Annotated in this window: 21 protein-coding genes; 8 read left to right on the forward strand and 13 right to left on the reverse strand. The window is 74.4% G+C overall.

Annotated features, from left to right (window positions below):
• Positions 1 to 51: 51 nt before the first annotated feature.
• Complete coding sequence (locus ACR80Q_RS04965) at positions 52 to 1,026, forward strand: LysR family transcriptional regulator (RefSeq protein WP_435376464.1); 975 nt, start codon at positions 52 to 54, stop codon at positions 1,024 to 1,026.
• On the opposite strand, the gene ACR80Q_RS04970 is transcribed toward ACR80Q_RS04965, so the two are convergent.
• Both ACR80Q_RS04970 and hflX read right to left on the reverse strand, forming a co-directional pair.
• Complete coding sequence (locus ACR80Q_RS04970) at positions 1,007 to 3,100, reverse strand: ATP-dependent DNA helicase (protein ID WP_435376465.1); 2,094 nt, start codon at positions 3,098 to 3,100, stop codon at positions 1,007 to 1,009. The two genes, ACR80Q_RS04965 and ACR80Q_RS04970, sit on opposite strands and share 20 nt — an antisense overlap.
• Before the next feature lie 73 nt (positions 3,101 to 3,173).
• Positions 3,174 to 4,667 carry a GTPase HflX gene (gene hflX / locus ACR80Q_RS04975; protein ID WP_435376466.1) on the reverse strand — a complete coding sequence of 498 codons (1,494 nt, stop codon included), beginning with the start codon at positions 4,665 to 4,667 and terminating at the stop codon, positions 3,174 to 3,176.
• A gap of 115 nt (positions 4,668 to 4,782) precedes the next feature.
• Here hflX and ACR80Q_RS04980 point away from each other — a divergent pair, with 115 nt between their 5' ends.
• The gene (locus ACR80Q_RS04980; RefSeq protein WP_435376467.1) at positions 4,783 to 5,994 is read left to right on the forward strand and encodes a calcium/sodium antiporter; all 1,212 of its coding nucleotides are present in this window, start codon (positions 4,783 to 4,785) and stop codon (positions 5,992 to 5,994) included.
• Positions 5,991 to 6,677, forward strand: a complete 687-nt coding sequence (locus tag ACR80Q_RS04985; protein ID WP_435376468.1) for a class I SAM-dependent methyltransferase — start codon at positions 5,991 to 5,993, stop codon at positions 6,675 to 6,677. The genes ACR80Q_RS04980 and ACR80Q_RS04985 overlap by 4 nt, the downstream gene beginning before the upstream one ends.
• Here ACR80Q_RS04985 and dapF read toward each other — a convergent pair.
• Genes dapF through ACR80Q_RS05000 form a run of 3 tightly spaced genes read right to left on the reverse strand, consistent with a single transcriptional unit; the run spans position 6,667 to position 9,274 of the window.
• Positions 6,667 to 7,617 (reverse strand): diaminopimelate epimerase, encoded by a 951-nt coding sequence (gene dapF, locus ACR80Q_RS04990; protein ID WP_435376469.1) that lies wholly within the window; start codon positions 7,615 to 7,617, stop codon positions 6,667 to 6,669. The genes ACR80Q_RS04985 and dapF overlap by 11 nt on opposite strands.
• Complete coding sequence (gene miaA / locus ACR80Q_RS04995; protein ID WP_435376471.1) at positions 7,614 to 8,570, reverse strand: tRNA (adenosine(37)-N6)-dimethylallyltransferase MiaA; 957 nt, start codon at positions 8,568 to 8,570, stop codon at positions 7,614 to 7,616. Before miaA ends, dapF begins: the two co-directional genes overlap by 4 nt.
• Positions 8,567 to 9,274, reverse strand: a complete 708-nt coding sequence (locus ACR80Q_RS05000; RefSeq protein WP_435376472.1) for a class III extradiol ring-cleavage dioxygenase family protein — start codon at positions 9,272 to 9,274, stop codon at positions 8,567 to 8,569. The genes miaA and ACR80Q_RS05000 overlap by 4 nt, the downstream gene beginning before the upstream one ends.
• Before the next feature lie 95 nt (positions 9,275 to 9,369).
• Between ACR80Q_RS05000 and ACR80Q_RS05005 the strand changes: the two genes are divergently transcribed.
• Positions 9,370 to 10,704 carry an endonuclease/exonuclease/phosphatase family protein gene (locus ACR80Q_RS05005; protein ID WP_435376473.1) on the forward strand — a complete coding sequence of 445 codons (1,335 nt, stop codon included), beginning with the start codon at positions 9,370 to 9,372 and terminating at the stop codon, positions 10,702 to 10,704.
• Positions 10,705 to 10,751: 47 nt separating this feature from the next.
• Here the strand turns inward: ACR80Q_RS05005 and ACR80Q_RS05010 are convergent, their stop codons facing one another.
• The 4 genes from ACR80Q_RS05010 to ACR80Q_RS05025 all read right to left on the reverse strand — a co-directional run bounded on the left by ACR80Q_RS05010 (position 10,752) and on the right by ACR80Q_RS05025 (position 17,662).
• Positions 10,752 to 13,967, reverse strand: coding sequence for a helix-turn-helix transcriptional regulator (locus ACR80Q_RS05010; RefSeq protein ID WP_435376474.1), 3,216 nt, complete (start codon positions 13,965 to 13,967; stop codon positions 10,752 to 10,754).
• Between the two features lie 102 nt (positions 13,968 to 14,069).
• Complete coding sequence (locus ACR80Q_RS05015; protein WP_435376475.1) at positions 14,070 to 14,237, reverse strand: hypothetical protein; 168 nt, start codon at positions 14,235 to 14,237, stop codon at positions 14,070 to 14,072.
• Positions 14,238 to 14,458: 221 nt separating this feature from the next.
• The gene (gene miaB, locus ACR80Q_RS05020; RefSeq protein ID WP_435376476.1) at positions 14,459 to 16,021 is read right to left on the reverse strand and encodes a tRNA (N6-isopentenyl adenosine(37)-C2)-methylthiotransferase MiaB; all 1,563 of its coding nucleotides are present in this window, start codon (positions 16,019 to 16,021) and stop codon (positions 14,459 to 14,461) included.
• A gap of 222 nt (positions 16,022 to 16,243) precedes the next feature.
• Positions 16,244 to 17,662, reverse strand: coding sequence for a M28 family peptidase (locus tag ACR80Q_RS05025; RefSeq protein WP_435376477.1), 1,419 nt, complete (start codon positions 17,660 to 17,662; stop codon positions 16,244 to 16,246).
• Positions 17,663 to 17,888: 226 nt separating this feature from the next.
• Between ACR80Q_RS05025 and ACR80Q_RS05030 the strand changes: the two genes are divergently transcribed.
• The 4 genes from ACR80Q_RS05030 to ACR80Q_RS05045 all read left to right on the forward strand — a co-directional run bounded on the left by ACR80Q_RS05030 (position 17,889) and on the right by ACR80Q_RS05045 (position 21,275).
• Positions 17,889 to 18,608 carry an amino acid ABC transporter ATP-binding protein gene (locus tag ACR80Q_RS05030; protein ID WP_435376798.1) on the forward strand — a complete coding sequence of 240 codons (720 nt, stop codon included), beginning with the start codon at positions 17,889 to 17,891 and terminating at the stop codon, positions 18,606 to 18,608.
• A gap of 62 nt (positions 18,609 to 18,670) precedes the next feature.
• The gene (locus ACR80Q_RS05035; protein WP_435376478.1) at positions 18,671 to 19,606 is read left to right on the forward strand and encodes a glutamate ABC transporter substrate-binding protein; all 936 of its coding nucleotides are present in this window, start codon (positions 18,671 to 18,673) and stop codon (positions 19,604 to 19,606) included.
• A 110-nt stretch (positions 19,607 to 19,716) separates the two neighbouring features.
• A complete protein-coding gene (locus ACR80Q_RS05040; RefSeq protein ID WP_435376479.1) occupies positions 19,717 to 20,367 on the forward strand; it encodes an amino acid ABC transporter permease in 651 nt (216 codons plus the stop codon).
• Positions 20,364 to 21,275 carry an amino acid ABC transporter permease gene (locus tag ACR80Q_RS05045; RefSeq protein WP_435376480.1) on the forward strand — a complete coding sequence of 304 codons (912 nt, stop codon included), beginning with the start codon at positions 20,364 to 20,366 and terminating at the stop codon, positions 21,273 to 21,275. Before ACR80Q_RS05040 ends, ACR80Q_RS05045 begins: the two co-directional genes overlap by 4 nt.
• A gap of 143 nt (positions 21,276 to 21,418) precedes the next feature.
• Here ACR80Q_RS05045 and ACR80Q_RS05050 read toward each other — a convergent pair whose 3' ends face one another.
• From ACR80Q_RS05050 to ACR80Q_RS05065, 4 genes are all read right to left on the reverse strand, one after another.
• Positions 21,419 to 21,901 (reverse strand): regulatory protein RecX, encoded by a 483-nt coding sequence (locus ACR80Q_RS05050; protein WP_435376481.1) that lies wholly within the window; start codon positions 21,899 to 21,901, stop codon positions 21,419 to 21,421.
• 122 nt (positions 21,902 to 22,023) lie between these two features.
• The gene (gene recA / locus ACR80Q_RS05055; protein ID WP_435376482.1) at positions 22,024 to 23,076 is read right to left on the reverse strand and encodes a recombinase RecA; all 1,053 of its coding nucleotides are present in this window, start codon (positions 23,074 to 23,076) and stop codon (positions 22,024 to 22,026) included.
• 242 nt (positions 23,077 to 23,318) lie between these two features.
• On the reverse strand, positions 23,319 to 24,155 hold the full coding sequence (locus tag ACR80Q_RS05060; protein ID WP_435376483.1) for an ABC transporter permease: 837 nt from the start codon (positions 24,153 to 24,155) through the stop codon (positions 23,319 to 23,321).
• Positions 24,152 to 24,964, reverse strand: a complete 813-nt coding sequence (locus tag ACR80Q_RS05065; RefSeq protein ID WP_435376484.1) for an ABC transporter permease — start codon at positions 24,962 to 24,964, stop codon at positions 24,152 to 24,154. The genes ACR80Q_RS05060 and ACR80Q_RS05065 overlap by 4 nt, the downstream gene beginning before the upstream one ends.
• Between the last annotated feature and the right edge of the window lie 128 nt (positions 24,965 to 25,092).

Below are 25,092 nucleotides of genomic sequence, written 5' to 3' on the forward strand. Positions count from 1 at the left end.
GCCCATTGCTCCGGGTTATGGATCGAGCAGGGTCGGACGTACCGTCCTGCCATGGCGATCGACGTGGACCTGCTCCGGCTGCTGCGCGCGGTGAACGACGAGGGGTCGATCTCGGCGGCGGCGCGACGGCTCGGGATCAGCCAGCCCGCCGCGAGCCAGCAGCTGCGCCGGGCGGAGCGCAGCATCGGCACGGCCCTGGTGGAACGGACCGGTCGCCGGTCGCGGCCCACGGAGCCCGGACGTGTCCTGGCCCGGCACGCCGTCGGGGTGGAGAACCTGCTGGCCGCGGCCGAGAGCGAGGTGCTGGCCGTGGCGGGCCTGGCCGCGGGCACCGTCCGGCTCGTCGCGTTCCCGTCCGCCTCCGCCCGGCTCGTGCCCCGCGCCCTGGCCCTGCTGCGTCGCCAGCACCCGGACCTGCGGGTCAGCCTCGCGGAGGTGGAGCCGCCGGGGTCGCTGGCGCGGTTGCGCGACGGGGCCGCCGACGTGGTGGTGACCTTCGACTACCAGGTTCCCGGGCACTCGACCCCGGCGGCGCTGGACGGCCTGACGGTCGTCCCGCTGCTGGCCGACGAGGTGCGCCTGGCGGTCCCGACGGACGGCCCGTGGTCTGCCGGCGGCCCCGTCGCCGTGGCCGAGCTCGCCGAGGAGGAGTGGATCGCCGGGTGCCCGCGCTGCCGGGGCCACCTGGTCGCCCTGGCCGCCGCCGCCGGGTTCGTGCCCCGGATCCGGTACGAGACCGACGACTACGTCGCGGTGCTCGGCCTCGTCGCCGAGGGGCTGGGGGTGGCGCTGCTCCCGTCGCTGGCGGAGGTGCACGACGCGGTCCCCGGCGTGACGACCGTCCCGCTCGCCCCGGCGGAACGACGTGACGTGGTGGCCGTGACCACGCTCGACCTGGCCCGGGTGCCCAGCGTCGCCGCGGTGCTGGCCGTCCTGCGGACCACCGCGGCGGGGGCCGGGTCGTCGGACCGCACGGGGGCCGGGGGCGAGGCGACGGTGCGCCCGCTCACCCCCGCAGGCGCCTGAGCGCGCCCAGCACCACCTCACGGTCGGTGGTCCGCCAGAACGGGGGCAGCGCCGCGAGCAGGGCCGAGCCGTAGCGCTTGGTGGCCACGCGCGGGTCCAGCACCGCCACCACCCCGCGGTCGTCCCCGTTGCGCACCAGCCGGCCCGCCCCCTGCGCGAGCAGGGTCGCGGCGTGGGCGACCGACACCGTCATGAACCCGCTGCCGCCCGCCCGGTCGACGGCCTCGCCCCGGGCCTGCGACAGCGGGTCGTCCGGGCGCGGGAACGGGACCCGGTCCAGCACGACCAGGCTGCACGAGGGCCCGGGCACGTCGACGCCCTGCCACAGCCCGAGCGTGCCGAACAGGCACGTCCGGGGGTCGGCCGCGAACTGCTTGACCAGCGTCGGCACCACGTCGTCGCCCTGCAGGAGGACGGGCAGGTCGGTGCGGGCGCGCACCACCTCGGCGGCGGCCGCCGCGGCCCGGCGCGAGGAGAACAGGCCGAGCGTCCGCCCGCCGGCGGCCTCGACGAGGGCGACCAGCTCGTCGTGCAGCGGGTCGCCGTGCCCGTCGCGGCCCGGAGCGGGCAGGTGCGCGGCGACGTAGAGGATGGCCTGCCGGGCGTAGTCGAACGGGCTGCCGACGTCCAGGCCGCGCCAGCCGCCCTTGCCGAGCCCCAGCCGCCTGGCCAGGGCATCGAACCCGCCGGGCCCGGTCAGGGTGGCCGACGTCGCCACCACCGTGCGGGCGTCGAACAGCCGCGCCCGCAGCAGCCCGGCGACGTTGAGCGGCGCTGCCCGCAGCACCCGCCCCCGGCGTTCGTCGACCTCGACCCACACGACGTCCTCGCCGATCGGGGCCTCCGCGGTCTCGTCCACCGCGTCGAGCCCGCCGTCCGGCTCGTCGGCGTCGCTCGGCACGGGCACCCCGCCGAGACGCTCGGCCACCCCGGCGTGCTCCAGCAGCCCTGCTCGCGCGGTCTGCACCCCGGCGGCGGCGCCGGCGTCGGGGTCCTTGGGCAGGGTGCGCAGGGCCGAGCGGGACGCGGTGGCGAGCAGCAGCAACGCGTCCTGCAGCGCGGGCGGGGCGCCGTCGGTCAGCCGACCGGGCAGCAGGTCCTCCAGGGCCACGTCCAGGGAGTCGGCGCAGTGCTCGAGGTCACCGACGTCCGCGGCGGAGCAGCCGGCGCGTCGGGCGGCCCCGGCGACGGCGCGCACGGACGCCGCCGTCACCTCCCGAGACAAGGCCGCGGTGACCCGGTCGAGCAGGTCGTGGGCCTCGTCCACGACGACCACGTCGTGCTGCGGCAGGGTCTTGCGGTTGTCGGTGGCGTCGATCGCGAGCATGGCGTGGTTGGTGACGACCACGTCGACCTCGCGCGCCCGGGCCCGGGCCTGCTCGCTGAAGCACTCGGCGGCCACCGGGCACCGCGCCGCGCCCAGGCACTCCCGCGCCGTCACCGACACCGCCCGCCAGGCCCGGTCGGAGACCCCGGGCACCAGCTCGTCGCGGTCCCCGCTCGTGGTGCCCTCGGCCCACTCCCTCACCCGGGCCACCTGCAGCTCCAGCGAGGTCCGCGCCCCACCGGTGGCCTCCTCCTCGAAGAAGGACATCGAGTCCTCCTCCGCGGAGCTGCCCCCGGCCAGGCGGTGGGCGCAGACGTAGTTGTTCCGTCCCTTCACCAGCTGCCAGGTGGGCCGGCGCCCCACGGTCTTCTCGACCGCATCGGCCAGCCGCGGCAGGTCCTGCCGGACCAGCTGCCCCTGCAGGGCCAGCGTGCTCGTCGCGACCACGACGCCGCGGCCCCGACGGACGGCGGCGGCCACGGCCGGCACCAGGTAGCCCCAGGACTTGCCGGTGCCTGTGCCGGCCTGGACCAGCAGGTGCCGGCCGTCCTCGATCGCGTCGGCCACGGCGGCGGCCATCTCGTCCTGGCCCGGTCGCTGGGTGCCACCGGTCGCGGCCACGACCTGCGCCAGCAGCGCCACGGCCGCCGGGCCGGGCTCCTGGGACCCACCCGTGGCCCTGTCCTGGTCCGAGGCCTGGGGCGGGGCGGCCGGGTCGTCGACCTGGTCTGCGGCGGCCTGGTTCACCGCAAGGACAGTAGTGGCCGGTGCGGGCCCGCCGGGACGACGGGCCCGGCGCTGGGGAGAGCCGGCGGTGCGCTCAGCGCGAGGGCACCCCGTCGGGTGCGTCGCTGGACGTGCTCGCGTCGGTGAGCGCCGCGGCGAGCGCCTGGTCGACCCGGGCGTGGATCCGGGTCCCCTCGGCCACGTGCTCGACGTCGAGGACCTCGCCGTCGTCGTGGGTGCGGCTGATCAGGTCACCGCGGGCGAAGGGCACGACCAGGTCCACCTCGACCTCGGGGTGGGGCAGGTCCTGGGCGACCCGCGCCAGCAGGTCCTCCAGCCCCTCCCCCGTGCGGGCGGACACCGCCACGGCGTTGCGCTCGCGCCGCAGCAGCCGGTCGACGACCTCGGGGTCGGCGACGTCGGCCTTGTTGAGCGCCACCACCTCGGGGACGGTGTGGGCACCCACCTCGGCCATCACCTCGCGCACCGCGCTCAGCTGGCCCTCGGGGTCGGGGTGGGACACGTCGACGACGTGGACGACGAGGTCCGCGTCGGCCACCTCCTCCAGCGTCGAGCGGAACGCCTCGACGAGCTGGTGGGGCAGCTGCCGGACGAACCCGACGGTGTCGGTGAGGGTCACGGCCCGGGAGTCGGGCAGCTCGGCCTTGCGGACCGTCGGGTCGAGGGTCGCGAACAGGGCGTCCTCGACCAGCACCCCGGCGCCGGTCATCCGGTTGAGCAGGCTGGACTTGCCGGCGTTGGTGTAGCCCGCGATCGCGATGGACGGCACGGGGCCGCGACGACGCTCCGACCGCTTCGTGTCGCGGGAGGTGCGCATGTCGGCGATCTGGCGCTTGAGCTTGGCCATCCGGGTGCGGATCCGACGACGGTCCAGCTCGATCTTGGTCTCACCGGGGCCGCGGGACCCGATGCCGGCCCCGCCGGCGACCCGACCACCGGCCTGACGGGACATCGACTCGCCCCAGCCGCGCAGCCGCGGGAGCAGGTACTCCAGCTGGGCGAGCTCGACCTGGGCCTTGCCCTCCCGGGACTTCGCGTGCTGGGCGAAGATGTCGAGGATCAGGGCGGTCCGGTCGACGACCTTGACCTTGACGACGTCCTCCAGGCCACGGCGCTGCGACGGGCTCAGCTCTCCGTCGCAGATGACGGTGTCGGCGCCGGTCTCGGCGACCACGTCGCGCAGCTCGGCCGCCTTGCCGGAGCCCAGGAAGGTGGCCGGGTCCGGCTTCTCGCGCGGCTGCAGCAGCGCGTCCAGCACCTGCGAGCCGGCGGTCTCGGCCAGGGCGGCCAGCTCGGCCATCGACACCTCGGCCTCGTGCGGGTCGCGCGTGGTCGAAAGCCCGGCCAGGACGACGCGCTCCAGGCGCAGCTGGCGGTACTCGACCTCGGTGACGTCCGTCAGCTCCGTGGACAGCCCGGCGACCCGGCGCAGCGCCTGGCGGTCGGCGAGGTCGTACTGGTCGCCGTCGTAGCCCGCGTCGGGCGCGCCGCGCGCCGCGGTCGGCGTCCTGACGGCGTCGTCGGTGAGGTCGGGACCGGGGCGGGCGCTGCTGTCTGCTGCTGTCATCGTCGTCCCAGGATCGCACGCACGTCGCAGCGGGCCGATCGGATTTCGCCGTCCGCGCAGCGAGCCCCGGGCACCGGGGCGCCCGCGGCGCGGTCCCGGCACTAGTTTCGACCCCGTGGACGTGCTGACGATCGTGCTCCTCGTGGTGGGCCTGGCGGTGCTCGTCGGAGGTGGCGAGCTGCTGGTGCGTGGGGCGAGCGGGCTGGCCACCGCGCTGGGACTGTCACCGCTGCTGGTGGGCCTGACGGTGGTGTCGTTCGCTACGTCGGCGCCGGAGCTGGCGGTCAGCCTGCGCGCCACCCTGTCCGGCAACCCCGGTCTCGCCGTGGGCAACGTGGTGGGCAGCAACATCGCGAACGTCCTGCTCGTGCTGGGCCTGTCGGCGGTGGTGCTGCCGCTGGTGGTGCGGACCCGGCTGGTCCGCACGGACGTACCGGTGATGATCGGGCTGTCGGTGCTGACGCTGCTGCTCGCGCTCGACGGGTGGATCAGCCGGCTCGACGGCGTCCTGCTCGTGGTGCTCCTGGTCGGCTACGTGAGCGTGTCGGTGGTCGTCTCGCGGCGGCAGGAGCGCGCGGGCCGCGAGCGGGTGGCCCGGCAGCGGGAGGCCGGAGGGGACTCCCCCGGCACGTCCGGGCCCCCTGCGGCCCGGACGGGGGCCCGCACCGCCCTGGACGCCGGCCTGGTCGCGGTCGGGGTGGGTCTGCTGGTCCTGGGGGCGACCCTGCTGGTCGACTCGGCCACCACGATCGGCTCGGCCCTCGGGGTGAGCGACCTGGTCATCGGGCTGACGGTGGTGGCGGTGGGCACGTCGCTGCCCGAGCTGGCGACGTCGATCATCGCGGCGGTGCGTGGTCAGCGGGACATGGCCGTCGGCAACGTCGTCGGCAGCAACATCTTCAACATCGGGGCCGTGCTCGGCCTGTCGGGCGTGATCAGCCCGGTGGGGATCGAGCTGTCGCCCGGGGCCGTCAACCTCGACCTCCCGGTGATGATCCTCGTCGCCGTGGCGCTGCTGCCGGTCGCCATCACCGGCGCGGCGGTCGCGCGCTGGGAGGGCCTGCTGTTCGTCGCCTACTACGCGGTCTACGTCACCTACCTGGTGCTGGACTCCACCGGCCACGACGCGTTGGGGACCTTCAACGGCGTCGTCGCCGGGTTCCTGCTGCCGCTGACGGGCATCGTCCTGCTGGTCCTGGTGTCCACCGAGCTGGACCGACGACGGCGGCGGCGCCTGGCGGCGGCGGAGCCCACGAGCGCCGGCGCCGACGCGGGTCGCGACGCGGCTGGCGGCGACCCGGCCCCGCGCGGCAGGCTCGACCCGTGAGCGCCGGGCAGTCCCACTACTTCGACGAGCGTCCCACCGGTCCGGGGCAGGAGAGGCGACGGACGGTCGAGCTGCAGGGCCGGTCGATGGACGTCGTCACCTCATCGGGCGTGTTCAGCGGTGACCGGCTCGACCTGGGCACCCAGGTGCTGCTGCGCCACGCCGGCCCCGTGCCCGCCGAGGGGCACCTGCTCGACCTGGGCACCCAGGTGCTGCGGCGCCACGCAGGCCCCGTGCACGCCGAGGGGCAACTGCTCGACCTGGGCTGCGGCTGGGGGCCCATCACGCTGGCCCTGGCGGCGGCGGCCCCGGGGGCGACGGTGTGGGCCGTGGACGTCAACGAGCGCGCGCGGGCGCTCACCGCGGCCAACGCGCGTGACAACGGCTTCGGCCAGGTCAACGTCCGCTCCCCCGGCGACGTCGACCCCGACGTGTCGTTCGCGCTGATCTGGTCCAACCCGCCCATCCGGATCGGCAAGGACGCGCTGCACAGCCTGCTGCTGGCGTGGCTGCCCCGGCTGGCCCCGGGTGGGCGCGCCGAGCTCGTGGTGCAGCGCAACCTCGGGGCGGACTCCCTGCACACCTGGCTCGAGCAGGTGCTGCCCGACGGGATGACCGTGACGCGCAGCGCCAGCAGCAAGGGCTACCGGGTGCTGGTCGTGTCCCGGCCCGTCACCGGCTGAGGCGCTCGAGCCAGCCCGGGTCCACCACGGCCCGGGCGACCACCTCGGCCGGGCCGGACAGCTCCGAGCCCACGACGCCCTCGCCCTCGCGGCGCTTGAGCAGCACCCGCAGGCGCCCGCCGGGCACGTCCACCGTCCACTGCCTCGGCGAGCCCGCACGGCGGCTGGAGGCGGCGGCGGCCGCGGCCACCGCGCCCGTGCCGCAGGACCGGGTCTCGCCCACGCCCCGCTCGTGCACGCGCATCCGCAGCTGCCCGCTGGCCAGCGTCTCGCCCTGGGCCAGGTCACCGATCAGCTCGACGTTGGCCCCGTCGACCGGGTCGGGCTCCAGACCCGGCCGCCGGTGCAGGTCGACGGCCGCGAGCGCCCCGCCCGGTCCGACGTCCACCACCACGTGGGGGTTGCCGACGTCGACGCCCACCCCGGGGAGGCGTCGGGTGCTGCCGTCCTCGCTCCGCACGGTGACCGCCACGATCTCCTCGGCCACCCGCACCGGACCCATCTCGACGCTGTAGACCGGGTATCCGGCGGCCACCAGGCGGACCGGGCGCGGCCCTGACCGCGACAGGACCGCGACCTCGGTCGCGGTCGGGTCCACCAGGCCGGCGTCCACCAGCGCGTGGGCCAGGACGCGCACCCCGTTGCCGCACATCAGGGCGGTGCTGCCGTCGGCGTTGACGTGGTCCATGAACCAGCCGTCGGTGCCGTCGATGTCGGCGGCCACCACCCGGATGACGCCGTCCGCGCCCAGGCCGCTGCGCCGATCGCACAGGGCCGCCACCACGGCGGGGTCCAGCGGGTAGGTGTCGTCGGGGTCCAGCAGGACGACGAAGTCGTTGCCCGTGCCGTGCGCCTTGAGCACGTGCAGGCCGTCGGGGCGCAGGGGTCCCCCTGCCCAGGCGCGGCTCGAGGGGCTGGTGACGACCGCTGGGCTGCTCACCGGTCCAGTGTGGACCGGACGTGCGCCAGGACGTGAACCGGCAGGTCCGGGGCCGCGGCGTCGAACCAGGTGATGCTCGGGTCCGCGCCGAACCACGACTCCTGCCGACGCACCAGCCGTCGGGTGGCCACGACCGTCCGCTCGACGGCCTCCGCCTCGGTGCAGCGGCCTCGCAGCAGGTCGACGACCTGGGCGTAGCCGACGGCCCGGGAGGCCGTCGGTCCGTCCTCGAGGCCTTGCTCCAGCAACCCCTCGACCTCGGCCACGAACCCGTCGCGCCACATCCGGGCCACCCGTTCGCGGATCCTCTCGTCCACGTCCGGGCGGTCGCGCCGCAGCCCGACCACGAGGGCCGGGACGACCCGCGCCGACGCCCCGGACGGGGGCATGGACGCGGCGAACGGCTGCCCCGTCAGCTCCACGACCTCGAGCGCCCTGACCACGCGACGGGTGTTGCTGGGCAGGATGGCGGCGGCGGCGGCGGGGTCCAGGTCCCGCAGGCGCGCGTGCAGGGCCGCGGTCCCGACCCGCTCGCCCTCGGCCTCCCAGCGGGCCCGGACCTGCGGGTCGGTGCCGGGGAACCGCAGGTGGTCCAGGGCGGCGCGGACGTACAGACCCGACCCGCCGACCAGGAGGGGGACGGCGCCGCGGTCCCGCACGGCGGCGAAGTGCTCACGCGCGAGCTGCTGGTACTCCGCGACCGCGGCGGCCCGGGTGACCGGCCAGACGTCCAGGAGGTGGTGCGGCACCCCGCGCCGCTCGGCCTCGGTGACCTTCGCGGTGCCGACGTCCATGCCCCGGTACAGCTGCATGGAGTCGGCGTTCACGACCTCGCCCCGCCCGCCCGTGGCCCCCAGCGCGATCGCCAGCTCGACCGCGAGGTCGGACTTGCCGGTCGCGGTGGCGCCGACGACCGCCACCACGTGCGGGACGGGGTCGGGCGACCCGCTCACCCGGCGACCCGTCCGCGGACGGCGACCAGGTAGGCGACGCCCAGCGGCGCCTCGTGGTGCAGCACACGGGTCGGGCCGCCCGGGGCGACGGCGAGCAGGGCCACGGCGGCCTCGGCGGTCGCCCCGACCCGACGCGCGTCCGGGACCTCGGCGGCCCGACCCTCCACCAGGGCGGCACACAGCTCCGCGTCGACCACGTCACCGCGCGGGTCCTGCCCGCCCGGCGCCCGGGGCCCCCGGGTCCGGCTGCCGTCGGCCAGCAGGAGCAGACCGACCCGGTCCGGCGCGGCGTCCAGCTCGGCCGGCAGGCGCGGCGTCACCTGGGCCCAGGTCCGGTGCTCGCGCACCGCCAGGTCACCGACGGCGGTGCCACCCCGCCACGACCCGTCCAGCAGCTCGTCGGCGAGCTCGCGCGGCCACGCCGGGGGCTCCGGCGCCCGTCCGGGGCCGGCCGCGACGCCGGCGGCGGTGGCCGTTGCCGGCCCGGGCTCGACGGTCGACGACCCGGGCTCGGGGGCGCCGAGACCGGCCAGCGTCCCCGGGACGGCCTCGGAGACGACGACGACCCGGTCGAGGCCGGCCAGCGCGGACAACGCCTCCCCCACGGCCGCCCGCACCGGTGCCACCTCCGGCACCCGGGACCCGGTCAGCCGCGGCAGCAGCACGGGCGCGGCGGGGACCAGGCAGACGACCATCAGCGGCACCGCCTCACTCTAGGAGCGCACCGGTCACCGGCCGGTCACCGGTCCGACATGCCGGGTTCGCCCGCCGTCGCGCGTTGCGTCCTAGCCTGGGCCGGATGACGACCTCTCGCCCCGACCCGCAGCACCGACGCGCCGGTCTGACCGCCGCGGCCTCGGTCGCCGCCGTCGCCGCCCTCGCCCTGGCCTCGCCCACGGCCGCCGCCCCCACCCCCGCGGCGGCCGGGGCCGTACCGGCCGCCCGCTCGGCCGCCCTCCCCGCGCCCACCGGGCCGACCGAGCTGCGGGTGGCGACGTTCAACGCCTCGCTGAACCGCGCCGCCGAGGGGCAGCTCACCGCCGACCTGTCCGCCCCGGGCAACGCCCAGGCCGCCGCGGTCGCGGAGATCGTCCAGCGCACCCGGCCGGAGGTGCTGCTGGTCAACGAGTTCGACTACGTCGCCCCCACCGACCCGGCGGACGCCCGGACCAGCCCGGCGGTGGCGGGGCTGCTCGACAACTACCTGGGGGTGGGGCAGAACGGGGCCGACCCCATCGACTACCCGTACGCGTTCATCGCCCCGAGCAACACGGGGGTGCCCAGCGGGCTGGACCTCAACCAGGACGGCACGGTGGGCGGACCCGACGACGCCTGGGGGTTCGGGTTCTTCCCCGGCCAGTTCGGGATGCTCGTGCTGTCGCAGCACCCGATCGACGTCGACGCGGTCCGCACGTTCCAGAACTTCCGCTGGGCCGACATGCCGGGCGCGCTGCTGCCCGACGACCCCACCACCGCGGAGCCGGGTGACTGGTGGCCGGAGGAGATCCGGTCGCAGGTGCGGTTGTCGAGCAAGTCCCACTGGGACGTGCCGGTGCTGGTGGGCGGGCGTGCCGTGCACCTGCTGGCCTCCCACCCCACGCCCCCGACGTTCGACGGCCCCGAGGACCGCAACGGCCGCCGCAACCACGACGAGATCCGGTTCTGGGCCGACTACGTCACCCCCCGGGCGGCGACCTACGTCTACGACGACGACGGGCGTCGGGGCGGGCTGGGGGCAGGCGAGCGGTTCGTGATCGCCGGCGACCTGAACTCCGACCCGTTCGACGGGGACTCGATCCCCGGCGCCGCCCAGCAGCTGCTGGAGCACCCTCGGGTCAGCACCCGCCTGACGCCGACCTCGGACGGGGGCGTCGAGGCCGCGGCACTGCAGGGCGGGGCCAACCTGACCCACCGCGGTGACCCGGCCCAGGACACCGCGGACTTCGCGGACGGCGCCCCGGGCAACCTGCGGGTGGACTACGTCCTGCCCTCGCGCACCCTGCGGATGCTCGACGCGGGCGTGTTCTGGCCGGTGTCCACCGACCCGCTGACCCGGCTCACGGGCACGTTCCCGTTCCCCTCCAGCGACCACCGGCTCGTCTGGGTCGACGTGGCCGTGCCCCGCAAGGGCTGACCGCGGGGCGGCTGGGCGCAGGGCCGAACCGGCCGGTGGTGAGCCGGTCAGTCGATGGTGAGCAGACCGGCGCGGTGGGCCAGGGACACGGCCTCGGTGCGCCCGTTGGCGCCGAGCTTGGCCATCACGTTGCTGAGGTGCACCGACACCGTCTTCTCGCTGATGAACAGCGCGGCGCCGACCCGTCGGTTGGTCCAGCCCTGGGCCACCAGGCGCAGCACGTCCTGCTCCCGCCCCGTCAGGGCGGCCACCTGGGCCGGGCGGCGGGTGGGGTCCTCGCCGTGCGGCCGCGGCGGGGGCGCCGGGACCTCGACACCGGCCCGGCGGGCGAGCGCCGCGACCCGCTCGGCCAACGGTCGGGCCCCGAGCCGGGCGGCCGTCCGGCCCGCCTCGGCCAGCAGCTGTCCGGCCTCGTCCCAGCCGGCACCGCCGCGGGGCGAGGTGGCCAGCAGCGCACCGGCCAGCCCCAGCCGGCAGCGCGCGTCCTCGAACGGGTAGCCGTAGCCGAACGCGGCCAGCGCCTCCCGCCACGGACCGACCGGGTCCTCGGCGTCCGTGGCCCGGTCCGCGGCCGGGTGGCCGGGCACCGGTGCGACCGCGGCCGCGGTGACGGCGGGCGGTGCGGCGTCCGCGGGCGCGGCCTGCCGGGCGGCCACGACGAAGCGGGACAGCTCCGCCCGGGACCGGGCGAGCCACGCGACGGCCTCCGGCCCGGGGAGCTGCCGGCGGTCCGGGGCCGTCGCCACCACGGTGTCGAACAGGGTCTGCAGCCGCGTGACCCGCTCGGCCGCGCGGCCGTGCAGGGACGCGACGAGGACGGGGTCGCGACGGAGGGCGGCCTCGTCGGCGACGTCGGCCAGCGACGCCACCTCGACCGCGCCGAGCCAGAGAGCCCCCAGCGAGTCCGCCCCGTGGCAGCGGGCCAGGTCGTCGGCCGCGGCCCGTGCCAGGTCCGCGGCCTCGTCGGGGTGCCCCTGCCAGCGCCGCAGCTCCGACAGGCAGCCGTCGACGGCGAGCTGCACCTGCAGGTCCCGGCCCCGTAGCGGCCCGAGCCGCTGGACGGCGCCCTCGGCCGCCTCGTCGCCCCGGCCGACCTGCACGTGCAGGTCGACCGCCGCGAGCCGCGCCGCCGCGGTGTCGGGGGCCAGGTCACCGTCCGCGTCGGGACGGGCGGCCCAGCGGCCGGCCACGTAGCGTGCCACCCGGCGCAGCACCCGCAGCTCCACCGACATGGGGCTCCACCGCAGACCGCTCGCGGCGGCACGGTCGCACGCGGCCTCCAGGACGCTGAGCGCCCCCGTCACGTCGCCGCGGTCGAACCGGGTCCAGCTGAGGTTGACGCTGGCCCGCAGCTCGGTGAGGACGTCGCCGGACTCCCGCGCGCGCCCCAGCGCCTGCACCAGGCGGGCGTCCACGACGAGTGGCGGCACCTCGCCGTCGAGCGAGTGCACGACCGCCAGGGTGGCCAGGGTGTCGGCCTCCACGTCCGGCAGGCCGAGCTCGACCGCCACCGCGTGCGCCTTCTCGGCCGTGGCCCGGGCCTCGGGCCGGTCCGACAGCATGAGCGCTCGGGCCAGGCCGGCCAGGGCCCAGGCGTGGTCCCGGTCCACCGGTCCGTCGCCGGTGACGGCGCCGTAGCCGTCGGCGGACTGCTGGGCGTGCTCGAGGGCCTCCGGCAGCCGGTCGGCGGCGATCAGGTGCTGGGCCAGGCGGTGGTGCAGCAGCGCGGGTCGTCGCTGGTCGCTGCCGCCACCCGCCTCGGCGTCGGCACGTTCCAGCGCCACCCGGGCCAGGGCCACGGCCCGTTCGACGCGGCCGCAGCGGCTCGCGTACCCGGCGGCCTGTCGGTACAGGTCGACGGCGTCCATGCCGATCGCCGCCTGGGCGTCGGGCACGCTGTCGAAGAGCTCGATGGCCCGTTCCAGGTGGTCCATCGCCTCGCGCGGGGCCAGCATGTCGGTGGCGGACCCCGCAGCCCGGACCGAGGCGACCAGCGCGGTCGGCAGGTCGTGCGCGGCCAGGCCGTGGTGGGCGAGCTCGGCCCACGACCCCGGCTGGTCCCGACCGGCGACCGACAGCGCCTGCACGTACGCGGCGTGCCAGCGCGAGCGCTCGCCCGGCAGCAGGTCGGCGTAGACCGCCTCCTGCAGCAGGGCGTGCCGGAAGGCGTACCGCTCCCCCTCCGCGCGCATCACCTGCGCCGACACGGCCTCGCGCAGCGCCTCGTCCAGGGCCGCGCGGTCGAGCCCGCTGACGGCCAGCAGCAGCTCGTCGGTGACCCGACGGCCCCCGACGGCGGCCATCCGGGCGACGTGGCGGGCGGCCGGGCTCAACCGCTCCAGCCGGTCGAGCAGCACCTCGGCCAGCCCGTCCGGCACCCCGGGACGGTCGCCCGCGGCGAACAGCTCCTCGGCGAAGTAGGCGTTGCCCTCGGAGCGCTCGTGCACCCGACGGACGGTGGAGGCGGGGACCGGGGCGTCGGCCAGCGCCGTGAGGAACGCGGTCATCCCCGCCAGGTCGAACGGGGTCAGCTCGACCCGCTGCACGTGCGGCAGCCGGGACAGGTCCCCGAGCAGGCCGCGGACCGGGTGCGAGCGGTGCAGGTCGTCGCTGCGGTAGCTGGCCACCAGCAGCACCTGCTCGCGGCGCATCCGCCCCAGCAGGTACCGCAGCAGGTCCCGGCTGGACGGGTCGGCCCAGTGCAGGTCCTCCAGCACCAGCAGCACCGGTGCCGTCGAGGCCAGCGCGCCGATGTACCGGGCGACGGCCTCGAACAGCTGCATCCTGCCCACCTCGACCGCGGAGGCGTGACCGACGGAGTCCCCGGCGGGGTCGTCCGTGCGGGGCCCGGACGGCCCGACGTCGGAGCCCCGGCGGTCGAAGGGCCCGGAGGGGCTGGTCCGCCCGCCGGGTTCCGCGTGGCCGCTGTGACCGCTGTGGCCGCTGTGGCCGCTGTGGCCCAGGAGGGTGGCCAGCGCCGGCGGGACCGCCGCACCCGAGCCCGACAGGTGCGCCCCGACCGCCTCGGCGAACGCGAGGTAGGGCAGCCCGGCGGCGCCGAAGTCGACGCAGTGCCCGCGCAGGACCACCACGCCCTGCCGGGAGGCCGTGTCCGCGAAGGCCTGCAGCAACCGGGTCTTGCCGGCCCCGGCGTCACCGGCCAGCAGGACGGCGTTGGGTCGTCCGCCGCGGGCGACGGCCAGCGCGTCGGTCAGCGCACCTAGCTCGGCGTCCCTGCCGACCAGCGGTGCGTCGATGCTCATCCGGGGCACGTGCTCATCGTGGCAGCGACCCCCGACGAGGGCGAGCACGCCCCGCGCCACGACTCCAGCGGCGGGTCAGGTGGGGCCCTTCACGCCGACCGGTCAGGCCGCGAGGACGAGGTCGTGCTCGGCCTGGCTGGTGGACCGGCGGCGGGTGCCCCACCAGCGGCGGCTGGGTCGCGGACCCGCCAGGTCACGGGCGAGGACCTCGTGACGGTAGGCGACCTCGGCGTCGAGGAGCAGACCGGGCGTCATGGCGAAGTGGTTCATGGGTGACCTCCTGGTCGTCCCGGCGGTCGGTCCTCCGGGTACCTACAGGTTGGGTCTGAGCGGTGGCACGGCGGATGGGGCGGTCACGCCACCCTGACGCCCCCGCCTCACGAACCCCACGGATCCGCGCCTGAGGGACGGTCGGGTCGACCTGAGGCCCCCCTGAGGAGTGCCTGAGGTGCCCACGCCCGCGGCCAGGACGGGGCCCGGACGTCGTCCGCTCAGCCGACGGTCAGGCCGACGCGGGGCATCCCCAGGCCGACCGCGGTCGTCGCCGTCGCGCCGGCCGGGGCGTCCTGGCGGGCCTGCCAGGCGTCGCCCGCGCGGGTGCGTCGCAGGCTCAGCACCCCGGCGTCGGCGACCAGGTGGTGCGGCGCCGCGTAGGTGACCTCGACCTCGACGACGTCCCCGGGCCGGACGGCGCCCGGGAAGGGCGGCGTTCCCTCGGCGGGTCGCGGCGCGAAGTGCACGAGCCGGTTGTCGGGGGCCCGGCCGGACAACCGCTCGGTGGCGACGTCCTTGCGGCCCTCCCCCTCGGAGACCAACAGCTCGAGGCGGCGACCGACCTGCGTCAGGTTCTCCGCCCAGGAGATCTCCTCCTGCAGCGCCACCAGGCGCAGGTAGCGCTCCTGGACGACGGCCTTGGGGACCTGGTCGGCCATGTCCGCGGCCGGGGTCCCCGGGCGCGGGGAGTACTGGAACGTGAAGGCGTTCGTGAAGCGGGAGGCGCGGACCACGTCGAGCGTGGCCTGGAAGTCCTCCTCGGTCTCGCCGGGGAACCCGACGATGATGTCGGTGCTGATCGCGGCGTCCGGCATCGCGGCCCGCACCTTGTCGATGATGCCCAGGAAGCGCTCGGAGCGGTACGAGCGGCGCATCACCCGCAGCACCCGGTCCGAACCGGACTGCAGCGGCATGTGCAGCTGCGGCATCACGGTGGGGGTCTCGGCCATGGCGGCGATGACGTCGTCGGTGAACGAGGACGGGTGGGGGCTGGTGAAGCGGACCCGCTCCAGGCCGGGCACCGCCCCGACGGCGCGCAGCAGCTTGCCGAACGCGAGCCGGTCGCCGAACTCCACGCCGTAGGTGTTGACGTTCTGCCCCAGCAGGGTGACCTCGACGACGCCCTCGGCCACCAGGGCATCCACCTCGGCGAGGATGTCGCCGGGGCGGCGGTCCTTCTCGGTGCCGCGCAGGCTGGGCACGATGCAGAACGTGCAGGTGTTGTTGCAGCCGACGCTGACCGACACCCAGGCCGCGTAGGCGGACTCGCGGCGGGTCGGCAGCGTGGAGGGGAACACGTCGAGCGACTCGAGGATCTCGACCTCGGCCTCGCCGTTGTGCCGCGCCCGCTCCAGCAGGGCCGGCAGCGAGCCGATGTTGTGCGTGCCGATGACGACGTCCACCCACGGCGCCTTGCGGACGATCTCGCCCTTGTCCTTCTGCGCCAGGCAGCCGGCCACCGCGATCTGCATGCCCGGGCGCCTGGACTTGACCGGCACGAGCTGACCGAGGTTGCCGTAGAGCTTGTTGTCGGCGTTCTCGCGGACCGCGCAGGTGTTGAGGACCACCACGTCCGCACCCTGCTCGAGGACCGTGTCGGGGTCGGCGGGCACGTAGCCGGCCACCTCGAGCAGGCCCGTGAGCCGCTCGGAGTCGTGGACGTTCATCTGGCAGCCGAACGTCCGCACGTGATAGGTCCGGGCGGGCAGGTCCGTGCGTGCGGGCAGGTCGACGCGCGGCGTGGCGGCGTCAGCGGGCGTGAGGGTGTCAGGGCTGTTCATGGCGCCTGCCAGGGTACGCCGGGGCCGTGACGCCGCGGGACGACGGCGCCGGGGGGGGGGGGGGGGGNCAGGTCGACGCGCGGCGTGGCGGCGTCAGCGGGCGTGAGGGTGTCAGGGCTGTTCATGGCGCCTGCCAGGGTACGCCGGGGCCGTGACGCCGCGGGACGACGGCGCCGGGCCGGGGTGCGAGCACCCCGGCCCGGCGCGTCACGGGTGAGCGGCTCAGCCCTCGCGGGCCACCGTGTACATGGCCGCGCCGATCAGCTCGAGCGACACCTGCATCCGCTCCATCGAGATGTTGAGCGCCACCGTGTCCTCCGGGGAGTGGTACGGCGGCTCCAGCAGCGCCGGCGACTCCTCGCCCCGCCAGGAGAAGTTGGAGCTCGCGATGCCCCGCTCCTGGAACGACTGGTGGTCGCTCGCGCCACGGGTGGTGATGGGCGACAGGTGCGGCGAGTAGCCCAGCCGCTCGGCCGCCGCGATGACGGAGGTGTTGATGATGTTGGCGGAACCGTCCCAGGACAGGACCCAGTAGCGGGTCGCCGGGTCCCAGCTGGTCGCCACCATGTCGTTGTTGTAGACGCCGACCAGACGGTCGCGCTCGCTCTGGTCCAGCTGGGCGACGTGGTAGCGGGAGCCGATCAGGCCCTGCTCCTCCGAGCCCCACAGCGAGAACCGGATGTCGCGCTGGGTGGGCAGGGACCGCATCACCCGGGCCAGCTCGAGCGTCAGGGCGGTGCCGGAGCCGTCGTCGTTGGCGCCGGGAGCGCCGATGACCGAGTCGTAGTGGCCGCAGACCATGACGGCCTCGTTCTGGCCGGCGGGGGCGCCGCGACCGGCCCGGCTGGCCAGCACGTTCTGCGAGGTCAGCCCGCGGTAGGCCGTCGTGGCCACCGTGAGGGTGAGCGGGCCCGCGGCGGCCGCGGCCTGCAGCCGGGCCTTCTGCACCTGCGCGGAGCCCAGGACCGGGACCGCCACCGGGGTGCTGAGGGCGGGAGAGGAGGCCTGGGTCCGGCGGATGGGGTTGGGGTTGTCGGCGGGGAGCACGATGACGGCGACCGCGCCGCGGGACACCGCGAGCTGCACCCGCTGGGTCCGGGCGGCGGTTGTCGTCCCGGCGACCGTCTCGACCAGGGCGACGGCCCCGGTCAGCTCACCCTGGCTGCCGTCGCCGGCGAGGACGGCCGGCCCGGTCACGCTGACGTCGAGCGCCCCGAGCGGGGCAGCGCCCATCTGCCAGCAGATGCTCTGGTCGAGGACGGGGTCGCCGTCGACCTCGGCGAGGAACTTGTCGGCGACGGGGAAGGTCTCCAGCTCGACGTCGTAGCCGTAGCCGTCCAGCACGGCGGCCATGTACTCCGCGGCGGCGCGCTCGGACGGGGTGCCACCGATGCGAGGGCCGATCCCCTCGGACAGCTCGAGGATGTGGTCCACGGCCAGCTCGGCCTGGACGCGGCCGACGACGACGCGGTCGCGGGCGGTGAGGCGGGGCGAGCGGGTGCTGCCCGGGCGGGCGGCGTCGACCGCCCAGGCCGGGGCGGCCAGCAGGGTGCCGGCGGTGGCAGCGGTGCCACCGATCGCGGCGAGGGCAGCCCGACGCGAGACCTGGTGGGCCGCGGCGAGCGAGGTGGGACGGATCATGGTCATGACCTCCGGTTGATGACGGTGGCCGAACCGTATGACCCGGTATGCACTCGTCACAATAGGCGGGTCCAGGTCTGCGGGTCGTGACCTCGGGTGTTACGACCCGGGGCACGACAGGTCACGACTCGGCAACGGCCCGGCTCGCCGTGGCTGTCCGGGCCTGATCCGGTCTAGGTTGCCCGTCATGCCGGTTCAGCGGGCCCCCGGGTCACCCCTCGTCGTGATGGACAAGGTCAACAAGCACTTCGGCGACCTCCACGTCCTGAAGGACATCGAGATGACCGTCCAGCAGGGCGAGGTCGTCGTGGTGATCGGGCCCTCCGGCTCGGGCAAGTCGACGCTCTGCCGGACGATCAACCGGTTGGAGACCTACGAGTCCGGCCGGATCACGATCGACGGGCAGGACCTGCCGGACGAGGGCAAGGAGCTGGCCCGGCTGCGCGCCGACGTCGGCATGGTGTTCCAGTCCTTCAACCTGTTCGCCCACAAGACGGTCCTGGAGAACGTGACGCTGGGTCCCATCAAGGTGCGCAAGATGAAGAAGTCCGAGGCCGACCAGCTGGGCAAGCAGCTGCTGGAGCGCGTCGGCGTGTCGGACCAGGCCGAGAAGTACCCGGCCCAGCTGTCCGGTGGCCAGCAGCAGCGCGTCGCGATCGCCCGCGCCCTGGCGATGAAGCCCAAGGTCATGCTCTTCGACGAGCCCACGTCCGCCCTCGACCCCGAGATGATCAACGAGGTCCTCGACGTCATGACGTCGTTGGCCAAGGACGGCATGACGATGATCGTCGTCACCCACGAGATGGGCTTCGCCCGCAAGGCGGCCAACCGCGTGGTGTTCATGTCCGACGGCGAGATCGTCGAGGAAGCCGTGCCGGAGACGTTCTTCACCGCCCCGACGTCCGCGCGGGCCAAGGACTTCCTGTCCAAGATCCTCACCCACTGACCACCCGAACCACCTGGTGCGCCCGTCCGGGGCGCACCGCTACATCCCCGGGAGGGACCCATATGAAGACACGTCGACTGATGACGGGCGTGGCGCTGCTCAGCTCCGCCGCCCTCGTCCTCGCTGCCTGCGGCGGCGACACGGACGCCGAGGACACCACTGCGACCGACGCCGGCGCGGACGCGGGCGCCGAGGAGACCACCGAGGCCGGCGGCACCGGCGAGTTCGCCGAGGGAACGACCATGGCCGAGCTGGCCGAGGCCGGCACCATCCGCATCGGCACCAAGTTCGACCAGCCCGGCTTCGGCCTGGCCAACCTCGACGGCGTGCCCGAGGGCTTCGACGTCGAGATCGCCAAGATCATCGCCACCGAGCTCGGCATCGGCGACGACGGCATCGAGTACATCGAGACCCCGTCGGCCATCCGCGAGGAGGTCCTCATCAACGACCAGGTCGACCTGGTCGCCGCGACCTACACCATCAACGACGAGCGGGCCGAGCGCATCGACTTCGCCGGGCCGTACTACGTGGCCGGTCAGGCCCTCATGGTCCGGGTCGAGGACGCCGCGACCGTCACGTCGCCCGACGACCTGGGTGACGAGTCCATCCGCGTCTGCTCCGTCGACGGCTCCACCCCGTCGGAGACGATCCGCGAGTACCTCGCGACCGAGAACCAGCTCACCCTGTTCGAGACCTACTCCGAGTGCGCGGACTCCATGCGCAACAACCAGGTCGACGTCGTGACCACCGACAACGTCATCCTGCTCGGCCTGGTCGACGCCTCCGAGGGCGCGTTCACCCTGGTGGGCGAGGCGTTCACCGAGGAGCCCTACGGCATCGGCGTCCAGAACGAGGACGTCGAGTTCTGCCAGTTCATCAACGACACCCTCGAGGCAGCCAACGAGGACGGCCGCTACCTCGAGGCGTGGGACTCCACCGCCGGTGGCATCGCGGGCGCCGAGGCCCCCGAGTTCCCGGAGCTCCAGCCCTGCGAGTGACCTGACGGTGCGGGCCCGGTCCACGACCGGGCCCGCACCCCGGTCCACCGGGCCCGCACCTGCTCGGCCCGCGCTCCTCCCCACCCCTTGACGACGAAGAGGACCACGAGATGGACGTGCTGGTCGACAACTTCGACCTGTTCGTGAGCGGTTTCCTCGGTTCGCTACGGCTGATCGCCTACTCGCTCGTCGGCTCGCTGGTGATCGGGACCGTCCTCGCGATGATGCGGGTGTCGCCCGTGGCCCCGCTGCGCCAGTTCGGTTCCGGCTACGTCTCCGTGGTCCGCAACAGCCCGCTCACCGTGATGCTGTTCTTCACCGCGTTCGTCCTCCCGGAGCTGGGCTTCAACCGCCCGTTCTTCCAGCTCGGGGTCATCGGCCTGTCCCTCTACACCGCGGCCTTCGTCTGCGAGGCCATCCGTTCCGGCATCAACGCCGTGCCGGACGGGCAGGCCGAGGCCGCGCGCGCCATCGGCCTCACCTTCGGCCAGTCGTTGGGCTCCGTCGTCATGCCCCAGGCGCTGCGCACGGTCGTCCCGCCGCTCGGCAGCGTCGTCATCGCCATGATGAAGAACTCGGCCATCGTCGGTGCGTTCGGCGTCGGCGGTGACCTGTACTCGGTGGGCAGCCGGCTGACCAGCGCACAAGGCTACGCCGCGCTGCCTGTCCTCACCGGCGTGTTGATCGGGTACCTCGCCATCACGCTGCCGACGGCCGCGATACTCAGCCGCATCGAGGAGAAGGTGGCGATCCTGCGATGAGCGCCGCACCGTCCGTCCTGTACGACACGCCCGGACCCAAGGCGCTGCGACGTCACCGGATCATCTCGGTCGTGTCCGTCCTGGTGTTCGTGGTCCTGCTGGCCCTGGCCGGGCTGCGGCTGAACGAGACCGGGCAGTTCGAGGCCGACCTCTGGGCTCCCCTGTACTGGCCCGGCGACGACCAGTTCCTGCAGGTGTGGGGGCAGCTACGCATCGGCATCCAGAACACCCTGCTCGCCGCCGCGCTCGCCATCGTGTTCAGCCTCGTCCTGGGCACCGTCCTGACCACCTTGCGCCTGCTGCTCGGCCGCTACTCCCGACTGCCGCTCGTCCTGGTTGCGGAGGTGCTCCGCGGGGCCCCGGTCGTCATCCTCATCTTCTTCGCCGCGCGGGTGCTGCCCCAGTTCGGCGTCGACCTGTCGCAGATGTGGTACCTGGTCATCGGTCTGACGGCCTACAACTTCGTCGTGATCGGCGAGATCCTGCGCGCGGGGGTCGCCGCGCTGCCGCGCGGTCAGCGCGAGGCCGGGCTGTCCATCGGCCTGACGCCGCAGCAGACGGTGCTGCTCATCCAGATGCCGCAGTCGTTCCGGCTCATGCTGCCGGCGCTCATCAGCCAGCTGGTCGTCATCGTCAAGGACACCTCGCTGGCCGCCGTCGTCCTGATCGGCCCCCTGGAGCTGCTGAACGCCGGGCGGCGCATCGAGCGGTTCCTGGACAACCCGCTGCAGACGTACCTGCTGGTCGCACTGCTGTTCATCCTGATCAACAGCCTGCTGGGTCGCCTGGCGACGTACACCGAACGCCGTCTCAGCGCCTCACGGGGCAGCAAGCCGGACGTGGACCAGAACCGCACCAGCACGATGGCAAACGTCGGCAACCCCGGGGGTGCGGGCGGCCTGGCCTGAACCGCCCTGCCCTTCGGCGCCGCTCTGTTCTCCGACGCAGCGCGGGCTGCGGTGCACGCCGGACGGGCGCCACCTCCGGCGAGCACGAAGGGCCGACGGGGAGGCGCCAGTCGTGATCGGCGAATGTCGTCAGCGGTCCGTCATCAGCAGTCGTCAGGCTCGACCTGCGTCCCTTCGTTCGCCAGCGCCTGCCGCACCACCTCGCCGGCCAGGCCGGGGCCGTAGCCCTTGCGGGCCAGCATCCCCATCAGCCGGTTGACCCGTCGCGGGTACTCCAGGCCGCGACTGCTGGGCAGCTTGCGGGCGACCAGGGCCTCGGCGGCCGTGCGTTCGTCGTCGCCGTCCAGGGCGGACAGGGCCTCGTCGGCCTCGTCGGGCGGGACGCCCTTGCGGCGCATCTCGTCGGCGAGGGCCCGCCGCGACAGACCCTTGTCCCGATGACGCACCCGTACCCACTCCCGGGCGAAGTCCGCGTCGTCCACCAGGCCGACCTCGACGAAACGGTCCAGCACGGCGTCGGCCACGTCGGCCGGGACGTCCTTCGCCAGGATCGCCTCGTACAGCTGGGCGCGGGTGCGCGGCCCGAACGACAGCCGACGCAGCACGACGGCGCGTGCCACGTCCATCGGCGACTCGGGCGAGGAGTCTCCGGCGGACGGGCGCGCGCCGTCGCGGTCTGTGGCCGAACGGGATCCCCTCGGGCGATGTGCCACGGGAGGCGTTCAGCGGGTGAGAAGGGCGAACAGCATCAGAACTCGACCGCCGGCACCGCGGGGTCCGCCGGCTTGTCGACCTTGGGGCCGATGCCGAGCTTCTCCTTAATGCGCTTCTCGATCTCGTCGGCCAGGTCGGGGTTGTCGCGCAGGAACGCGCGGGCGTTCTCCTTGCCCTGGCCGAGCTGGTCGCCCTCGTAGGTGTACCAGGCGCCCGCCTTGCGCACGAAGCCCTGCTCGACCCCCATGTCGATGAGGCCACCCTCGCGGCTGATGCCGGTGCCGTAGATGATGTCGAACTCGGCGATCTTGAACGGGGCGGCCAGCTTGTTCTTGGCGACCTTGCACTTGGTCCGGTTGCCGACGATCTCGGTGCCGTCCTTCAGCGCCTCGATGCGACGGACGTCCAGCCGCACGGAGGAGTAGAACTTCAGCGCCTTGCCGCCCGTGGTGGTCTCGGGCGAGCCGAACATGACGCCGATCTTCTCGCGCAGCTGGTTGATGAAGATCGCCGTGGTCCGGGACTGGCTCAGCGCACCGGTGATCTTGCGCAGGGCCTGCGACATCAGCCGGGCCTGAAGACCGACGTGGCTGTCGCCCATCTCGCCCTCGATCTCGGCCCGGGGCACGAGGGCCGCGACGGAGTCGATGACGATGATGTCGAGCGCACCCGAGCGGATCAGCATGTCGGTGATCTCGAGGGCCTGCTCACCGGTGTCCGGCTGGGAGACCAGCAGGGCGTCGGTGTCCACGCCCAGGGCGCGGGCGTAGTCCGGGTCGAGCGCGTGCTCCGCGTCGACGAAGGCGGCGATGCCACCGGCCTTCTGCGCGTTGGCCACCGCGTGCAGGGCCACCGTCGTCTTACCGCTGGACTCCGGGCCGTACACCTCGACGATGCGGCCGCGGGGCAGCCCGCCGATGCCGAGGGCGATGTCGAGCGCGATGGAGCCCGTCGGGATGACGTCGATCGGGGCGCGGGCCTCGTCACCGAGACGCATCACGGAGCCCTTGCCGTACTGCTTGTCGATCTGGGCGAGCGCGGTCGCGAGCGACTTCTCTCGATCGCCGTTGATGGCTGGAGCGGGCATCTGGTCACCTCGTACGGGTCGTCTGTTGGCCACGGAGGAGACGCTAGGCACCTCCCCCGACAGAACGTCCGGCGCCTCGCCGAGCTGTGGAGGGCGAGGCACCTCGCGTCCTGTGGACACACGGACAGTAGCCCGAACACGTGTTCGACACGGGACGACACGCGGGCGGCGTGTCGGGACGTGTCGGCCGTGGCCGCCGGACCGCCGCCGCGGGGGGTGCCGTCGCGTCGAGGGGCCCGGGGTCAGCGGAGGAGGAGGGTGCGCAGGCGCCGCTCGGTGACGGCGACGCCCAGCAGGCCGAGCGCCACCAGGACGCCGACGTGGACCAGCAGGTGGGGACCGACCTCGGCCAGCATCACCCCGCGGACCAGGGCCACCCCGTGGTAGAGCGGGGACACCTGCACCAGCCACGCCACCTGCTCCGGGTAGGTGCTCACCGGGTAGAAGGTCGCCGAGAACAGGAACAGCGGCACGATCGCCAGCTGGACGAGGTCGAGGTCCTGCCAGCTGCGCATCCAGGTGGTCACCGCCATGCCGATGCTGGCGAAGGCCCAGCCGATGAGCAGGGCCGACGGCAGCGCCAGCAGCGCCCAGGGCGTCCGCACCAGCCCGGCCAGCGCCATGACCAGGAAGAACGCCCCCGCGTACAGGCTGCCGCGGATCAGCGCCCAGGCGATCTCGCCCGTCGCGACGTCACGTGGGCCCAGCGGCGTGGCCAGGACGGAGTCGTACAGCCGGGAGTACCGCAGCTTGAAGAACACGTTGAACGTGGAGTCGTACACCGCGCCGTTCATGGCCGAGGCCGCCATCAGCGCGGGCGCCACGAACAGGGCGTAGGAGACCGTCCGGCCGGAGTCGGTGGTGACGTCGCCCACCAGCGACCCCAGCCCGATGCCGAGGCCGAACAGGTACATCACGGGCTCGACGAACCCGGACAGCAGCAGCAGCCACGCCCGGCGGTAGGCGCGCATGTTGCGCTCCACCAGGCTCATCGGCCGCGAGACCGGTCCCGCCGGCAGCAGCCGGCCCAGCAGCCCGTAGGCGGGGACCACCTCCGACCCGGCCGTGCCCCGGCTCACGACAACCTCCGTGTGTAGGTCCGGACGGCCACGGCGAGCCCGCCCAGGGCGAGCAGCAGCAGGTAGGCCACGTGACCGGCCACGGCCGGCGGGCCGAGGTCGGTGCCCAGGGACGCGGCCCGGGTCAGCTCCACGCCGTGGAACAGCGGGGTCGCCCACACCACCGGCTGCACCCAGGTGGGCAGGTCGGACACGGGGAAGAAGACCCCGGCGAACAGGAACATCGGGATGATGGCGAAGCGCAGCAGCAGCGCGAAGGACGTGTCGTTGTCGGTGGTGGCGGCGAAGGCGGCGACCGGGGCGGCGAAGGCCATCCCGCACAGCACGGCCGCGGGCACCGCCCAGACCGCGCTGGGCCACTGGACGAGCCCGAAGGCGACCATGACGAGCCAGAACGGCACCACGCTCACCACGAGTCGCAGCAGCATGAAGACGAGGTGGCCGAGCAGGACGTCGGTCACCCGCAGCGGGGTCGCCAGCTGCGCGTGGTACTGCCGCTGCCACTTGATGGCCCCGAGCACGGGCCAGGACGCCTCGCCGAACGCCGACTGCATGGCCGACGCCGCCAGGACCCCGGCTGCGACGTAGGCCGCGTAGGGCACGGCCCCCGGGGCGTTGCCGCTGTCGTCGACCAGCGTGCCCAGGCCGAAGCCGAGCCCGAGCAGGTACAGGACGGGCTCCAGGACCGAGCGCAGCACCAGGGTGCGCCACCACCGGCGGGCCACCACGAACCAGGACCAGGACGCCCGCCACCAGAGGAACCGGGTCGGGTGCGGCGGCGCGATCGCGGGACGGGTCTGCGGTGCCACCTGACCTCCCCCGAGCCGCGCGCGGGGACCCTCTCGGTCGCCCGGCGTCGTGACAGTACCCGGGCTCGGTGCCGGTCACGGGAGCGCTGAAGTCAGGTTAGGCTCTCCTTGCTTTATTCCTCCACACG

The sequence above is a fragment of the Aquipuribacter aurantiacus genome, from assembly GCF_051216895.1.
Classification (GTDB): Bacteria; Actinomycetota; Actinomycetes; order Actinomycetales; family JBBAYJ01; genus Aquipuribacter.

What these genes read in the sequence shown, in the direction of transcription:
- ACR80Q_RS05005 (WP_435376473.1), top strand. Translation starts at nt 9,370, where the DNA reads ATGACGACCTCTCGCCCCGACCCGCAGCACCGACGCGCCGGTCTGACC.
- ACR80Q_RS05025 (WP_435376477.1), bottom strand. Translation starts at nt 17,662, where the DNA reads ATGATCCGTCCCACCTCGCTCGCCGCGGCCCACCAGGTCTCGCGTCGG.
- ACR80Q_RS05050 (WP_435376481.1), bottom strand. Translation starts at nt 21,901, where the DNA reads ATGGACGTGGCACGCGCCGTCGTGCTGCGTCGGCTGTCGTTCGGGCCG.
- ACR80Q_RS05030 (WP_435376798.1), top strand. Translation starts at nt 17,889, where the DNA reads ATGGACAAGGTCAACAAGCACTTCGGCGACCTCCACGTCCTGAAGGAC.
- ACR80Q_RS05045 (WP_435376480.1), top strand. Translation starts at nt 20,364, where the DNA reads ATGAGCGCCGCACCGTCCGTCCTGTACGACACGCCCGGACCCAAGGCG.
- miaB (WP_435376476.1), bottom strand. Translation starts at nt 16,021, where the DNA reads ATGAACAGCCCTGACACCCTCACGCCCGCTGACGCCGCCACGCCGCGC.
- ACR80Q_RS05040 (WP_435376479.1), top strand. Translation starts at nt 19,717, where the DNA reads ATGGACGTGCTGGTCGACAACTTCGACCTGTTCGTGAGCGGTTTCCTC.
- ACR80Q_RS05010 (WP_435376474.1), bottom strand. Translation starts at nt 13,967, where the DNA reads ATGAGCATCGACGCACCGCTGGTCGGCAGGGACGCCGAGCTAGGTGCG.
- ACR80Q_RS04965 (WP_435376464.1), top strand. Translation starts at nt 52, where the DNA reads ATGGCGATCGACGTGGACCTGCTCCGGCTGCTGCGCGCGGTGAACGAC.
- ACR80Q_RS05015 (WP_435376475.1), bottom strand. Translation starts at nt 14,237, where the DNA reads ATGAACCACTTCGCCATGACGCCCGGTCTGCTCCTCGACGCCGAGGTC.
- hflX (WP_435376466.1), bottom strand. Translation starts at nt 4,667, where the DNA reads ATGACAGCAGCAGACAGCAGCGCCCGCCCCGGTCCCGACCTCACCGAC.
- ACR80Q_RS05035 (WP_435376478.1), top strand. Translation starts at nt 18,671, where the DNA reads ATGAAGACACGTCGACTGATGACGGGCGTGGCGCTGCTCAGCTCCGCC.
- recA (WP_435376482.1), bottom strand. Translation starts at nt 23,076, where the DNA reads ATGCCCGCTCCAGCCATCAACGGCGATCGAGAGAAGTCGCTCGCGACC.